Source organism: Streptomyces sp. 130 (assembly GCF_007096885.1).
Taxonomy (GTDB): domain Bacteria; phylum Actinomycetota; class Actinomycetes; order Streptomycetales; family Streptomycetaceae; genus Streptomyces.
Genome location: NZ_VJNO01000047.1, coordinates 1 through 15,238, shown reverse-complemented (window position 1 = coordinate 15,238; position 15,238 = coordinate 1). Strand labels below are relative to the sequence as shown.

Here is a 15,238-nt window from a genome sequence, read left to right as displayed (position 1 = left end):
GACCGGGCACCTCATGGGGGCATGGCTCCGCCGCGGGCTTCCGGCCGACTGCGACTCGGCCGGAACCCCGGGGCGGGCCGGCGCGCGGGGTTCAGCCCGCGGCCGGAACGGCGGCCTGGCGGACCGCCGGGCGGGCGGGCGCCGCGCGCGGGCCGGTGCGGGCCCGCTGGACGGCGGCGCGCAGGGACCGGCGGGCCGCTTCGGCGGGGCTCGCGTCGATGCCGACGCCCCAGACGGCGCGGTCGCCGGTGGTGAGTTCGCAGTACGCGGCGTGCTGCTCGCCGCCCCGGCCCGCGCGGGCCACCGCGAAGTCCCCGACGGCGGCCTCGACCGGAGCGGTGGCGACGGCGGTACGGGCCCACTCGGCCCAGTCGCCGGACCCGTCCTCCACCGGCCCGGGCAGCCAGTCGGGGTCCGCGCCCAGGCCGGGCAGGGCGTACGTCTCCTCGAAGACCAGCCACAGGCCGTGGGCGGAGATCTCGCCGCCGGCCCGCTCGCACACGCGCTGCATCACGGCGGCGAAGTCGATCTGCAGGCGTCTGGGCAGGTCCAGGCCGCGTTCGCGGCGCAGCAGGTGGGCGATGCCGCCCTTGCCGGACTGGGTGTTGACGCGGATGAGGGCCTGGTAGTCGCGCCCGATGTCGCGCGGGTCGACCGGCAGATACGGCACCTCCCAGACGGCGGTGTGGTCGTCGCCGGCCTCCTGCCTGGCCCGCAGGCCCTTGCTGATGGCGTCCTGGTGCGTCCCCGCGAAGGAGGTGTACACGAAGTCGCCGGCCCAGGGGTGGCGCGGGGGGACGGGCATGTGGGTGCAGTCCTCGGCGATGCGGCGCACCCGGTCGATCTCGCGGAGGTCGAGCATCGGATCGACGCCCTGGGTGAGCAGGTTCATGGCAAGTGTGACCAGACAGACGTTGCCGGTCCGTTCGCCGTTGCCGAAGAGCGTGCCCTCCACCCGGTCGGCGCCCGCGAGCACCGCCAGCTCCGCCGCCGCGACCCCGCTGCCCCGGTCGTTGTGCGGGTGGACGGAGAGGAGGACGCGGTCGCGGTGGGCGAGGTTGCGGTGCGTGTACTCGATGCGGTCGGCGAACTCCTGGGGCGGGAAGACCTCGACGGTGGCGGGGAGGTTGACGCGCAGCGTGGACCGGGCCCGGGGCGCCCAGAAGTCGAGGACGGTGTTGCACAGGTCCAGGGCGTAGCCGGGTTCGGTCTGGGTGTAGGACTCGGGGGCGTACTGGAGGTACAGCTCGGTGCCGGGCAGCGAGTCCTGGAGCCGCAGGGCCTGTTCGGCGCCGTTCAGGGCGAGGGCGCGTACCTCGTCGCGGTCGGCCCGCAGCACCAGCCGGCGCTGCACCTCGGAGGTGGGGTTGAACACCTGGAGGACCGCGCGGCGTACGCCGCGCAGGCAGTGCACGGTGCGGTCGATGAAGTCCTGGCGGATGGGCGCCATCACCTGGACGACCACGTCGTCCGGTATGGCGTCGTCCTCGATGAGGTGCCGGACGAAGTCGTGGTCGTCGCGGGAGGCCGTCGGGTAGCCGACCTCGATCTCCTTGAAGCCCATCGACACGAGGAGGTCGAACATCCTGCGTTTGCGGCCGACGTCCATGGGGTCGATGAGCGCCTGGTTGCCGTCGCGCAGGTCGACGCTGCACCACAGGGGCGCCTTGCGGGCCACCCGGTCCGGCCACGTGCGGTCGGCGAGGCCGATGGGTTGGTACGGGAGGTATTTGGCGGCCGGCATCAGGCTGGGGCGCTGCACTCCCCGGTCCGCCCGTTCGCGTTCCTGGTCTCCTTCTCGTCCCGCGCTTCCCGTTCTTCCTGGTTCGCTGGTGTCCATGAGCGCTGTGCCCTTCCTTTGTTCTTCCATGGGGAACGGAAAGCGCCGTGCGGGAGGAGAGGTCCGCACGGCGCTTCCGGATCGGGGCCGGTCCGGCCGTCAGTCGCGGAGTTCGAGGGTGCAGCACTTCACGCTGCCGCCGCCCTTGAGGAGTTCGGACAGGTCGACGCCCATCGGCTCGAAGCCCCGCTCCCCGAGCTGCCGGATCAGCCCGGTGGCGGATTCGGGGAGTACGACATGGCGCCCGTCGCTCACCGCGTTCAGCCCGAAGACCGCCGCGTCGGCCGGGGAGGCGAGGACGGCGTCGGGGAACAGCCGCCGCAGCACCTCCAGGCTGCCCGGCGAGAACGCGGCCGGGTTGTACATGACCTCGTCGCCGTCGAGCACCGCCAGCGCGGTGTCGAGGTGGTAGTAGGCGGGGTCCACGAGCCGGAGCCCGACGACCGGGCGGCCGAAGAACTCCTGCGCCTCGGTGTGGGCGTCGCGGGAGCTGCGGAAGCCGTGGCCGGCGAGGACGAAGCTGTCGGTGACCAGGAAGTCGCCCTCGCCCTCGTTCACGTAGCGGGGGTCGTGGCATGCGCGGTAGCCGTTCGCCCGGAACCAGTCGAGGTAGGCGGGGCCCTCCGGCACCCGTTCGTTGTTGCGGAAGCGGGCGCCGAGCACCTTGCCGTCGACGACGGTGGCGCCGTTGGCCGCGTAGACCATGTCCGGCAGGCCCGGGACGGGGTCGATGAGCTCGACCGTGTGCCCGAGGTCGAGGTAGAGGGAACGCAGCCGCTCCCACTGGGTCACCGCGAGCGCGGTGTCGACCGGTTTGGCGGGGTCCATCCAGGGGTTGATGGCGTAGGTGACGTCGAACGCGCTGGGCCGGCACATCAGATAGCGCCGGGGTCGCGCGGTCCTGCTTGCGGGCGCGGTCATTTCGCTCCAGACGGTGGATGGTGTACGGGGCGGCGCCGGGTGGCGGTGCGGCGCGGGCTTCAGTCGACGGGCCAGGAGCCGTAGGTGCGCAGCCCGTACAGAAGGGGCCGCGGTTCGGTGAGTTCGGTGATGCGGAAGACCTCGCCGAAGACCATGTGCTGGCCCCCGATCCGTACGGAGTGCACGATGCGGCAGTCCGCGACGGCGTGCGCGGCCCGGGTCAGGTGGGGGCCGCCGGCGCCCTCGGGAAGGGACCAGTCGACGGCGTCGAAGCGGTCGGGGTCGCCGGAGGCGAACAGCTCGGCGCTGCCGCGGGCCTCGGCGTGCAGGAGGTTGACGGTGAACCGGCCGCGGTGGAGGGCGGCGGCCAGGGTGGGGCTCTCGCCGCGCATCCCGACGGCGAGGGTGGGGGGCTCCACGGTCACGCTGCACAGTGCGGAACACGTCATGCCCCAGGGCCGGTCGTGCTCGTCCAGCGCGGTGATGACGCTGACGCCGGTCGGGAAACCGGCCATGAGGGACCGGAAGGCCATGGGAGTGCCGGGCCGGACGCTGGAGGACAGGGAGGTCATGGGGTCCCGTTCGGCTGGTGGGTGGGGTGGTCCGGCCGGGTCGTGCGGCGAGGACGCGGCGGTGCGCCGGCGGTACGCGCCCGCCGCCGGGGCCCGTCCGCCTCCTCGTCGCGGGCCGGTCAGTGCATCTGGGCGAGGTACTCGTACTGGCTGGGCAGGCGGCGTACGAGGTCGCGTGCCTGGTCCTTGATGAGCTGCATCTCCTTGGCCGCGCGGGCGCCGTCCATCAGGGCGACGGCCCCTGAGGGCTTGAGGTCGACGCCGCCGAGGCCGAGGAGCATGGACAGGTACGAGTACGACTCGAATCCGTGGTAGCGCGGGTAGATGGTGTTCTCGGTGGGGAGCTTGGCCTGCCACTCCTCCAGGCGGGCGGCCAGGCCGTCGGGCAGCTCGCGGGTCTTGGCGTCGCGCCAGTAGGCGTTGTCGTTGCGCGCGGCGCACCGGTAGTGCAGGACGAGGAACTCGCGCACGCCGTCCTTCACGTCGGCGACGGCGCGGTTGTACGTGTCGCGCAGCCGCGGGTCCCAGGTGGCGTCCGGGAAGTGCTTGACCAGTTCCTCGATGCCGTGCTGGATGAAGAAGATGCCGGTGGACTCCAGCGGCTCGACGAAACCGCTGGACAGGCCGATGGCGACGCAGTTGTTCACCCAGGAGTTGCGGCTGCGGCCGATCCGCATCCGGATGTGATTGGCCTCCGCGTCCTCCGCGCCGGGGCCGACGAACTCGCGGAGGGTGCGCTCGGCCTCCTCGGGTGTGGTGTAGTCGCCGGAGTACACGTAGCCGGTCCCGATGCGCCCGAAGAGCGGGATCGTCCAGATCCAGCCGGCGTCCTGGGCGGTGGCGGTCGTGCACGGCCGCAGGCCCCTGGCCTCCATGTCCGCCGGCACGCGCAGGGCGACGGCCCGGTCGTTGGGCAGCGTGTCCTGGTAGGAGATGAACGGCTCGTCCAGCGCCTGGTTGAGCAGCAGGCCGCGGAAGCCGGTGCAGTCGATGAACAGGTCGCCGTGGACGTCGCCGTGCTCGCGCGTGCGGAGGTGGCTGATCCAGCCGCGCTCGTCGCGTACGACGTCGAGCACGTCGTCCTCGATGTGCCGGGCGCCGCGCTCGGTGGAGAACTCGGTGAGGAAGTCGGCGAGCAGCGAGGCGTCGAACTGGTAGGCGTACGGGAACTGCGTGTCCTGCTCGGAGAGCGTGCTGCGCTCCGGGCTGCCCTCGGTCCGCTCCACGAAGTCCTGCTCGAAGAGCTTGCCGTCCAGGTAGCGCGGGGAGCGCTGGGCGTCGCAGATCGCGGACATCAGGAAGACGTCCTGGTCGAAGCGGTCGCTGGGCTTCTGCTGGAGCCACCAGTCGGTGAGCGGGAAGCCGTCGACCACCCGCAGCCGCTCGAAGGGGTGGTAGAAGTAGTGGCCCTTCGCCCGCCAGTTCTCGAACCTGATGCCGAGTTTGTAGGTGGCGTTGCACTTGGGCATCCACTCGTTCTCGGACAGCCCGAGGTATTCGAAGAAGTGCCGCACGGTGCTGAACGTCGCCTCGCCGACCCCGATGGTCTTGATGCGCTTGGATTCGACCACCGTGACATCGATGCTGTCGCCGAGGGCGGTCCGCAGATATGCGGCCGTCATCCAGCCCGATGTTCCGCCGCCGACGATGACAACTTTGGAGAGCACAGGAATTCCTCCGCTGAGAGCCGTTCATGAGGTGGTGCTTCTGACAGGGGTGGTGCGGGACCGCGCGGTGCCCGGTCGGGCTGCTATTCGGTGATGGGCGCGACGGTGGGGCCCGCCAGCGCGCGGTAGTCGTCGGTGTGCAGGGCGACGGAGAGGTCGAGGCGGGCGGCGTTGAAGTAGAGGACGGGTTCGCGCAGCAGGACCGGGTCGGCGAGCACGTCGAGGCTGCCGTCCAAGGAGAAGGGGATGATGCTGCCGCTGACGCTGCCGGCCAGTTCCTCGGCCCGGGCGCGACCGGTGAAGCGGGCCTTGCGCCCGCCGCACAGTCGGGCCACCCGGGCGAGGTCCACCCGCCGGTCGCCGGGGACGACCGCGATGACGTGGCTGTCGGGGCGGCCGTCGCCGGAGACCGTGACGACCATGGACTTCGCGGCGGCGGGGAGGGGGTGGCCGCGCAGCCGGCTCGCCCGGTCCGTGCGGCCCTCGGCCGGGTGCGCCAGCACCTCGTAACGGACGCCGGAGGTGTCGAGGAGCCCGAGCAGCCGTCCGTACAGGGAGGTGCCGGTGGAAAGTCCGGGGCCGGTCACGCCGCACCCGCCGGGGCGGTGCCGGGGACCGGGCGCAGCCAGCCGCGGTGGTCGGTCACGGCTCCGCGCTGGACGGCGAACAGCTCGCGCGAGAGGCGTGCCGTCACCGTGCCCATGGTGCCGTCGCCGACGGCCCAGGACGTATCCGCGGTGCACACCTCGTTGACGGGGCTGACCCGGGCGGCCGTGCCGCAGGCGAACACCTCGGTGATTTCGCCGGCCTCGCAGCCCTTGCGCCACTCCTCCAGGCTCACCGCCGCCTCGGTGACGCGCAGACCGAGGTCCGTGGCGAGCCGCACGACGCTGTCGCGGGTGACGCCCGGCAGGATGGTCCCGCCGAGCGGCGGGGTGACCAGGCGGGCGTCGTCCCCCGTGCCGTACACGAAGAACAGGTTCATGCCGCCCATCTCCTCGACCCAGCGGTGCTCGGCCGCGTCCAGCCAGACGACCTGGTCGCAGCCGTGGGCGCGGGCGGCCTCCTGGGCGAGCAGTCCGGCCGCGTAGTTGCCGGCGCACTTGGCGGCTCCGGTGCCGCCGGGGGCGGCGCGGCTGAACTCCTCGGTGACCCAGACCCGTACCGGCCGCTGCGCGCGCCCGAAGTAGCCCTCGGTGACGCAGGCCAGCAGCAGATAGCGGAACTCCCGGGCGGAGCGCAGCGCGAGGGTCGCCTCGCTCGCGAAGACCACCGGGCGCAAGTACAGGCTCATGTCGGGGTCGTCGGGCAGCCAGGCCTGGTCCTGGGCCACGAGGGCGTCGACTCCGGCGAGGAAGAGGTCCTCGGGCAGTTCGGGCACCATCAGCCGGCGGGACGACTCGCGCAGCCGCCGGGCGTGGTCCTCGGGGCGGAAGACGGCGAGGCCGCCGTCCCGCGTGCGGAACGCCTTGAGCCCTTCGAACACCACCTGCGCGTAGTGCAGCCCCACGGTGGCGGGGTCGAGCGACAGGGGTGCGTACGGTTCCAGCTGGGCGTCGTGCCAGCCGCGTGCGGTGTCGTGGCGGGCGGACACCATGTGTTCGGTCAGCACCGTGCCGAAGGCGGGCGCCGCGGTGCGCCGCGCCCGTTCGTCGGCCGGCAGCGGCCGGGCTGCCGGTTTCCTGACGAGTTTCACAACGGACTCCTCAGTGGCGGGTCGTGGGGCCGCGGTCGGGGCGCGGTTCAGACCAGCGGGGTGTGGAAGTAGGTGTCCCGGCGGACGAAGCGCCGGTCCGTGTCGAGGACGAACACGTCGGCGAACTTCAGCGTCACGTGGCGGCCGTCCTTGAGGTCGCCCTCGAACGCGCCGGTGACGGCGACCTTGCGGCCGTCGGCGACCACGGTGTCCAGGGTGTGCCGGCCGCACTCGATGACGCGCTCGCCGAGGTAGAAGGACTCCAGTCCGGCGTGGCCCTCGATCGGCGGGTAGCCGGGGCGGTGGTAGACGGCCTCCTCGGCGAAGAGGCCGACCAGGCCGGGCACGTCGCAGGCGTCGACCAGGCGGTAGTACTCGCGGACCCGGGCCACTTCCTCGTTCTCGCCCGCCGGGGCCGGGTGCTCGGTGATCACAGGGCGTCACCTCCCTTGCCGGCCATGGCGACCAGGGTCTGGCGCTGCCCGGTGTAGGGCCTGCGGCCGTGCGAGACGAGCAGGTTGTTGACCATGAGCAGGTCGCCGCGCTCCCACGGGAAGGCGTGGACGCACTTGTCGAGGGCGGCGCGGACCAGGTCCATGTCCTCGTCGGCGATGGGCGTTCCGTCGCCGTAGTAGGCGGACCTCGGCATGTCCTCCTCGTCGAACATCTCGCCGAGCGCTTCGCGGGTGGCGGGCGGGAGGTTCGAGGGGTGGAAGAGGTGGGCCTGGTTGAACCAGCTCTCCCGGCCGCTGACCGGGTCGGTGACCAGGGCGGGCCTGTGGTGCCGGGTGCGCAGCCCGTCGTCGTCGGTCCAGGTGTACTCGATGCCGTTCGTGCGGCAGTACGCCTCGACCTGCCGGCGGTCCTCGGTCTGGAAGGACTCCTGCCAGGTCAGGCCCATGCCCTCGCGGAAGGCGCGGGTGTAGACGATGCCGTTCTCCCGGAAGCGGGCCACCAGGCCGGCGGGGAGCTCGTCCACCACGGACCTGCTGTCCGCGAGCGGTGTCTCGCCGCCGGTCTCGGCGGGCACGACGGACGCGAAGAACAGCCACCGCGGGTAAGCGGCCGAGTAGGCGCTCTCGTTGTGCTGGACGATCGTCTGGTTCGCCGGGTACTCGGTGGAGGTGTAGACGTTGCCGCTGACCTTGCTGCGCGGGGTGGACCGCTCGGTGTAGGTGAGCAGTTCGCCGCCGACGGCCTCGGCCACGGCGTTCAGCGTCGCGGCGTCGTACGCGGCGCGCCGGACGAGAACGGCGCCGTGGACGGCGAGGATCTCCATCAGCCGGGTGCGGTGTTCGGTGGCCCAGCGCTGCGCGTCCAGGTCGTCGGTCTCGGGTTCGTAGACCGCGAGCGCGGTCAGTGAGGTGCCGTCCAGCCGTCCTCGGCAGTCGCCGAGCACAGCGGGCGGCGCGGGCACGGGCCCGTTCATCGCCGTCCTGCCTTTCGTTTCCGGGGGTCGGTGTGGGGTGGTCAGGCACCCATGGCCGCGATCAGGCTTTTGGGCCGCATGTCCGTCCAGTGCTCGTTGACGTAGTCCAGGCACTCCTGCCGGGGGGCCGCGCCGAAGACGGCCTCCCAGCCGGCCGGCACGTCGGCGAAGTCGGGCCACAGGGAGTGCTGGCCCTCGGCGTTGACCAGCACGCGGTAGGCGGCTTCGTCGTTCTCGAAGGGGTTCGTCACGGGTCTCTCCTCAGGGGTGTCCGACGGGATGTCCGACGGGGTGTCCGGTGGGTGGGCGGCGGGCCTTCCGGCTCACCGGCCGGCGATCAGTGCGCGCAGCTCCGTCGCCAGGGCGGCGGCGAAGCGGGCGATGGTGTCCGCGTCGTGGAGGTCGCGCGAGTACCGCACGGCGATGCGGAGGCGGCCGTCCGTCACGGCCGCCGTGACGTCGAGCAGGTGGGGGCGCGGCAGGGAGCCGCTGTGCTGGTGGTCCGCCGCGGCGACCGACCGGACGAGGCCCGTGCCGCGGTCGTCGGCGTCGAACCGGCCGAGGTAGTTGAAGAGGATCTGGGGCGGGGCGGCGGGGGCCAGGTCCGCGACGCCCCGCAGGTGGCGCAGAACGCCGTAGCCGACGCCGCTGCCGGGGACCGCGCGCACCTGGCGGGCCACGGCGCGCAGCCTGCTCCGCGCGTCGCCCTCGGCCGGGACGTCGAGGTGGAGCGGGTGGAGCACGGTGAACCAGCCGACGGTGCGCGACAGGTCCGTCGCGCCGACGGCCTCGTCGCGGCCGTGGCCCTCCAGGTCGAGGGTGAGGCCGCCGGGGCCGGCCCAGGACCGGACCGCCGCGCCCAGCGCGGTGAGGAGGATTTCCTCGGTCCTGACCCGGTGTCGCCCCGGGACGGTACGGAGAACGGATTCGGTTTCGCCCTCTTCGAGTTCCACCGTGTATTCCGCCTCGGACGCTACCAGATTTTCTCCGGACCTATCCAGAGGTATTGCGGAGAATTCCCGGGACACCAGCTCCCGCCAATACGGAATTTCTTCTTCCCAGGCGCCTTCGGCGGCCCGGCAGGACAATTCCGAGATCCATTCCGGGAACGAGGTGGCGACCGGCTCCAGTTGAATGTCCCGGCCCGCCGCGCGCAGTTCGCAGGCCGTGACGAAATCGTCCACGAGAATGCGCAGCGAGACCGCGTCCACGACGAGGTGGTGCATCACCAGGAGCAGCGTCGGGGCGTGGTGCTCGCCGCCGTCGAGGAGGAGGCAGCGGGCGACCGGGCCCCGTTCCAGGTCCAGGGACTCCTGGGCCCGGACCAGGTGCCCGGTGACGGTGTCCTCCCACCGCTCCGGTTCCACCGCGCGCAGGTTCTCGCGCTGTACGCGTACCGCCTCGCTCTCCGGTGCGAGGCGCTGTCGGCGCTGCCCGTCCCGGGTGCCGAACCGCAGCCGCAGGGCGGTGTGGTGGGCCAGCACGGCCTGGGCCGCGTCGGCCGCGGTGCCGAGGTCGGTGCCGGGGGCGAGGGTGAGGCGGACGGACATGTTGTAGTGCGGGGTGTCGCCGTAGGAGTCGAAGAACCACTGCTGGATGGGCGAGACGGGCACCGGGCCGGTGCCGGCGGCCGTGTTCTCCGTGGCCGACGGGGTCTCCCCGGCCGGGGCGGCGCCGTCGGCCAGGGCGGCCAGGGCCCGCACCGAGCCGCTGCGGAAGACGTCCTTGGAGGTGAAGGCGGCGCCGGCGCGGCGGCAGCGGGCGATGAGCTGGATGCTCAGGATGGAGTCGCCGCCCAGCTCGAAGAAGTTGTCCTCGACGGAGACCTGTTCCAGGCCCAGGAGTTCGGCGAAGGCGTCGGCGACGATCCGCTCGGTCGCGGTACGGGGCGGCGTCCAGGACGGCTGCGGGGCCCGGGCGGCGTCGGGGTCCGGGAGCGCGGCCCGGTCGACCTTGCCGTTGACGGTCAGCGGCAGCACGTCCAGGACGACGAAGGCGGACGGCGTCATGTACGCGGGGAGCACCCGGGCGGCGTGGGCGCGCAGCGCCTCCTCGTCGCAGCCGGGGCCCTCGGGGCGCGGGGCCGCGTAGCCGACCAGCCGCTTCCCGGAGGGGCCGTCGGCAGCGACCACGCAGACCTGGCCGACGCCGGGGCAGCCGGCGAGCGCCGCCTCCACCTCGCCGAGTTCGACGCGGTGGGCGCGGATCTTGACCTGGTCGTCGGTGCGGCCGAGGTATTCCAGTGTCCCGTCGGCCCGGCGGCGTACCAGGTCACCGGTGCGGTACATGCGGGTGCCCGGCTCGCCGGACGGGTCGGCGACGAAACGGTCGGCGGTCAGCCCGGGGCGGCGCAGGTAGCCGCGGGCGAGCTGTCCGCCGGAGAGGTACAGCTCGCCGGGGACCCCGGCCGGGACGGGGCGCAGGTGGCCGTCGAGGACGTGGGCGCGGGTGTTCCACGCCGGGGTGCCGATGGGGACGGGGCCCGGGGTATCGGGGTCCGCGGGCTCCACGGTGTGCACCACGCAGCCGACGGTCGCCTCGGTGGGGCCGTATTCGTTGACCACGCGGGCCCCGGGGTGGCGGGTGCGCCAGGCCGCCAGGGTCTCGCCGCGCAGCTGTTCGCCGCCGATGACCAGGTCTCCGGTGGCGAGCACGTCGTCGGTGAGGGATTCCAGCAGCGGGAGGTGGCTGGGGGTGGCCTTGATGAAGGTGGGGGCCGGGAGGCCGGTCCAGGGTGCGGGGCCGGTGTCGTCCAGGGCGCCGATGTGGACGGTGCCGCCGACGGCGAGGGGGGCGAAGAGGGTGGTGACGGTGAGGTCGAAGGAGATGGACGAGTGCAGGACCGCGCCGCCCGCCAGCCCGGGGTAGTTGCCCTCGCACCATTCCAGGTAGTGGGTGAGGTTGTGCTGGGAGACGACGACGCCCTTGGGGCGGCCGGTGGAGCCGGAGGTGTAGATGACGTACGCGGCGTTCCCGCCGTGCGGGGGTGTTCCGCGGTCCTCGTCGCGGAGGTCGGTGCCGGGCAGCGCGGCCAGCAGGGCGTGGGTGGCGGGGGCGTCGAGCGCCGTGGCGGTGACGCCCCGGCCGGGCTGCTCGCCGTGTTCCCCGTGCTTCCCGTGCGTGAGCAGGTGTACGGGGCGGGCGTCGGCGAGCAGGGTGGCGACGCGTTCGGCGGGGTAGGCCGGGTCGATCGGCAGGTAGGCGGCCCCGGCCTTGTGCACCGCGTACAGGGCCGTCAGGAGGTCGGCCGACCTGGGCAAGGAGACGGCGACCACGTCCTCGGGGCCGACGCCCTGGGCCACCAGGTGGCGGGCGAGCCGGTTGGCGCGCGCGTTCAGCTCGGCGTACGTGAGCCGGCCGCCTGCTCCGGCCACGGCCAGCGTGTCCGGGGTGCGGGCCGCCTGCTGCTCGAAGCGTTCCACCGCGGTGGCCGGGCGCACGGGGCGCGGCCGGCCGGTGAGGTCGCGTTCGGCCTGCTCGCGCTCGGCCGGGGTGAGCATGGGCAGCCGGGACAGCGGTGCGTCGTCGTCGGCTCCGCCGAGCGCTTCGGCCAGCGTGGACAGGTGGCCGACGAGCCGTCGTACGGTGCTCTCCTCGAACAGTTCGGTGCTGTATTCCACCGAGCCGCACAGGGCGTCCTCCTCCTCCCAGAAGTTGAAGGTGAGGTCGAAGAGCGAGTAGTCCCGGGTCAGGGGCTGGGCGGAGAGCCGCAGTCCCGGCAGGACCAGCGGTTCGTCGGGGGTGTTCTGGAAGGCGATCAGCGCCTGTACGAGCGGGGGCCGGCTGAGGTCCCGTTCGGTGACCACGGCGTCCACGACCCGTTCGAACGGCACGTCGGCGTGGGCGAACGCCTCCAGCACCGTTTCGCGCACCGCGCGGAGCGACTGCCCGAAGGAGGCGGACTCGTCGACGTCGCCGCGCAGGACGAGCGTGTTGACGAAGAAGCCGATCAGCCCTTCCGTCTCGGCCCGGTCGCGTCCGGAGCCGAGGGCGCCCAGCACGATGTCGCGCTGCCCGGACCAGCGTGCGAGCACCAGCCGGGTCAGCGCCGTGACCGCCATGAACAGGGACGCGCCCTGGGTGCGGGTGGCGCCGGTCAGGGCGGCGGTGGCCTCGGGCGACAGCCGGAAGGGGTGCAGGGCGCCGGCGTAGCCGCGTACGGCGGGGCGGGGCCGGTCGGTGGGCAGCTCCAGCGGGGGCGCGCCGGCGAGGCGTTCCCGCCAGTGGGCGAGCTGGCGTTCGAGTTCGGCCTCGGCGAGCTGTTCGCGCTGCCAGACCGCGTAGTCGGCGTACTGCACGGGCAGCGGGTCGAGTCCGGCGTGTTCCAGCACGTCACGGGCGTCGCGGGCGCCGGTTTCGCGGGCCGCGCCGTACAGCGCGCCGAGCTCCCGGGCGACGACGCCCATGGACCAGCCGTCGGTGACGATGTGATGCAGGGTCACGGCGAGGACGTGCTCGTCGGGCCCGAGCCGGGCCAGGAGGGTGCGCAGCAGAGGCCCGCGCCGCAGGTCGAAGGGGACCGCGATCTCCTCGCGGAGAAGCGTGTCGAGCCGTGCGTCCCGCTCCGCCTCGTCGTCGCCGCCGACGACGGCCACGCGCAGCCGTACCTCGTACGGGTCGCCGATGACCTGTACGGCTTCGCCGTCGACGACGTCGAAGGTGGTGCGCAGGACCTCGTGGCGCAGGACGAGGGCGGACAGGGCGGCGGAGAGGGCGCCGGTGTCCAGCTCGCCGCTCAGGCGCAGCACGCCGCCCGCGTTGTAGGCGGCGTTGCCGGGTTCGAACTCGTCCAGGAACCAGAGCCGGGCCTGGGCGAAGGAGAGCGGCAGCCGCCGGTCGCGGCCGGCGGGGACGATGCGGCCGGTGTGCGCGGCGGCCCGGCCCTCGGCGACGGCGTGGGCGAGGCCGGCGATGGTGGGCCGGTCGAAGAGGGCGCGCGCGGAGAGCTCGATGCCGAAGGTCTTCCGGACCCGGGAGATCACCTGGATGCTCAGGATCGAGTTGCCGCCCAGCTCGAAGAAGTTGTCGGTCACACCGACGGCGCCGAGCCCGAGGACCTGGGTCCAGATGCCGGCGAGTACCTCTTCCACCGCGGTGCGGGGCAGCACCCGGGTGGCGGCCGCGGCGAAGGCTGCGGGGTCCGGTGCCGGGAGGGCCTTGCGGTCGACCTTGCGGCTGCTGGTGGTGGGCAGGGCGTCCAGGGCCACCACGGCGGTCGGCACCATGAAGTCGGGGAGGCTGCGGGCCAGCAGTTCGCGGAGTTCGGCGGTGCCGGGTGCGGTGGCGCCGGGCCTGGGCACGACGTAGCCGACGAGTTGCCTGCCGCCGGTGCGGCCCTCGCGGGCGACGGCGACGGCCTGGGCGACGTCGGGGTGGGCGGCGAGCGCCGACTCGACCTCGCCGAGCTCGATGCGGAATCCGCGGATCTTGACCTGGTCGTCGGTGCGGCCGAGGTATTCGACGGTGCCGTCGGCGGTGCGGCGGACGAGGTCGCCGGTGCGGTACATGCGGGTGCCGGGCGGGCCGAAGGGGTCGGCGACGAAGCGTTCGGCGGTCAGTGCGGCCCGGTTGAGGTAGCCGCGCGCCAGCTGGGGGCCGGCGAGGTGCAGTTCGCCGGGGACCCCGGCGGGCACGGGCCGCAGCAGCCGGTCCAGGACGTACACGCCGGTGTTGTCCACGGGCCGGCCGATCACGGGCCGTTCGCTGAGGTCGAGGCGGCACCACAGGGTGTCCACGGCGGCCTCGGTGGGGCCGTAGAAGTTGTAGCCGGTGGTGGTGTCCCCGCTCTCGCGCAGGGTGCGCCACAGGGGCTCGCCGACGCCTTCGCCGCCGAGCATCAGCACGGCCGGGGGGTGCTCACCGGTGAGGAGTCCGGCGGCGACGACCTGCTCGGCGTAGGTGGGGGTGAGGTCGAGGAGGTCGATGCGTTCCTTGCGGACGTGGGCGACGATCGCCTCGGGGTCGCGGCGTGTCTCGTCGTCCAGGACGTGGAGTTCGTGTCCGGCGATCATCCACAGCAGCCCCTCCCACGAGGTGTCGAAGGAGAAGACCGCGGTGAGCGCGGCCCGGAAGCGGCGTCCGCCGGCGGCCTCGGACTCGGGCTCGATGAACCGCGTCAGGTGGTTGCGGTAGAGGTTGAGCAGTCCGGCGTGGTCGGTGAGCACGCCCTTGGGCAGTCCGGTGGAGCCGGAGGTGTAGATGAGGTGTGCCGGGTTGGCGGGGCGCAGCGGGCGCACCCGGTCGGCGTCGGTGAGGGTGTGGGCCGGGCAGGCCGCGAGGAGGGCGCGGGTGTCCGGGGCGGCGAGGTCGAGGACCTGGACCCGGGCGAACGCCCCGGCGCGGTCGGCCGTGGCGTCCGGGTGGACCAGCGCGAGGGCGGGCGCCGCGTCCTCGATCATGAAGGCGATGCGGTCGGCGGGCAGGTCGAGGTCGATCGGCAGGTAGGCGGCGCCCGCCTTGAGGACCGCGAGGATGCCGATGACCATGTCCTCGGTGCGCGGCAGGGCGAGCGCGACGAGGTCCTCGGCGCCGATGGAGCGGGCGGCGAGGTGGTGGGCGAGCCGGTTGGCGCGCTCCTCCAGCTGGGCGAAGGTGAGCGCGGTGGCGCCGCAGACGAGTGCCACCTCGCCGGGGGTGCGGGCGGCCTGTTCGGCGAAGACCTGGGGCAGGTTGGTGGCGGGCAGCGGGTGGGCGGCGCCGCTCCAGCCGCGTACGGCCAGCTCGTGTTCCTCGTCGGTGAGCATGGACACCTCGGCCATGGGGCGGTCGGGGTCCCGGGTGAGGCGGTCGGCGAGGACGCGGATGTGGTGGCAGAGCCGTTCGACGGTGGCGGCGTCGAACAGGTCGGAGTTGTACTGGACGGCTCCGAGGAGGGTGTCGTCCCGCTCCCAGAAGTCGATGTCGATGTCGCACAGCGCCTGGTCGCGTTCGAAGATGTACTCCTCCGACAGCAGGCCGTGCAGGGCCATCGGTTCGGCTGGGGTGTTCTGGAGGGACACCATGGCCTGGGCGAGGGGCGGGCGGCTGAGGTCCCGTTCGGTGACCACGGCGTCCACGACCCGTTCGAACGGCACGTCGGCGTGGGCGAACGCCTCCAGCACCGTTTCGCGCACC

10 protein-coding genes are annotated in these 15,238 nt (G+C 73.0%); all 10 read right to left on the bottom strand.

The window, feature by feature from the left end:
- Positions 1-91 precede the first annotated feature (91 nt).
- The 10 genes from FKN01_RS28385 to FKN01_RS28340 all read right to left on the bottom strand — a co-directional run bounded on the left by FKN01_RS28385 (position 92) and on the right by FKN01_RS28340 (position 15,225).
- The gene (locus tag FKN01_RS28385; protein ID WP_260697045.1) at positions 92-1,762 is read right to left on the bottom strand and encodes a 2-isopropylmalate synthase; all 1,671 of its coding nucleotides are present in this window, start codon (positions 1,760-1,762) and stop codon (positions 92-94) included.
- Positions 1,763-1,939: 177 nt separating this feature from the next.
- Positions 1,940-2,761, bottom strand: a complete 822-nt coding sequence (gene ddaH / locus FKN01_RS28380) for a dimethylargininase (protein WP_143625518.1) — start codon at positions 2,759-2,761, stop codon at positions 1,940-1,942.
- Between the two features lie 59 nt (positions 2,762-2,820).
- Positions 2,821-3,333 (bottom strand): flavin reductase family protein, encoded by a 513-nt coding sequence (locus FKN01_RS28375; RefSeq protein ID WP_143625517.1) that lies wholly within the window; start codon positions 3,331-3,333, stop codon positions 2,821-2,823.
- A gap of 119 nt (positions 3,334-3,452) precedes the next feature.
- Positions 3,453-5,000: a tryptophan halogenase family protein gene (locus tag FKN01_RS28370; RefSeq protein WP_143625516.1), complete on the bottom strand. Its 1,548-nt coding sequence runs from the start codon at positions 4,998-5,000 to the stop codon at positions 3,453-3,455.
- 83 nt (positions 5,001-5,083) lie between these two features.
- The gene (locus tag FKN01_RS28365; protein WP_143625515.1) at positions 5,084-5,587 is read right to left on the bottom strand and encodes a YbaK/EbsC family protein; all 504 of its coding nucleotides are present in this window, start codon (positions 5,585-5,587) and stop codon (positions 5,084-5,086) included.
- Positions 5,584-6,696 (bottom strand): branched-chain amino acid aminotransferase, encoded by a 1,113-nt coding sequence (locus FKN01_RS28360; protein ID WP_143625514.1) that lies wholly within the window; start codon positions 6,694-6,696, stop codon positions 5,584-5,586. Before FKN01_RS28360 ends, FKN01_RS28365 begins: the two co-directional genes overlap by 4 nt.
- Before the next feature lie 47 nt (positions 6,697-6,743).
- Entirely contained in the window at positions 6,744-7,130 is a 387-nt protein-coding gene (locus FKN01_RS28355; protein WP_143625513.1) for a nuclear transport factor 2 family protein, read from the bottom strand.
- On the bottom strand, positions 7,127-8,125 hold the full coding sequence (locus FKN01_RS28350) for a TauD/TfdA family dioxygenase (RefSeq protein ID WP_143625512.1): 999 nt from the start codon (positions 8,123-8,125) through the stop codon (positions 7,127-7,129). Before FKN01_RS28350 ends, FKN01_RS28355 begins: the two co-directional genes overlap by 4 nt.
- A 41-nt stretch (positions 8,126-8,166) precedes the next feature.
- Positions 8,167-8,376 carry an MbtH family protein gene (locus FKN01_RS28345; protein WP_143625511.1) on the bottom strand — a complete coding sequence of 70 codons (210 nt, stop codon included), beginning with the start codon at positions 8,374-8,376 and terminating at the stop codon, positions 8,167-8,169.
- Positions 8,377-8,448: 72 nt separating this feature from the next.
- On the bottom strand, positions 8,449-15,225 hold the full coding sequence (locus tag FKN01_RS28340; RefSeq protein WP_260697044.1) for a non-ribosomal peptide synthetase: 6,777 nt from the start codon (positions 15,223-15,225) through the stop codon (positions 8,449-8,451).
- Positions 15,226-15,238 lie beyond the last annotated feature (13 nt).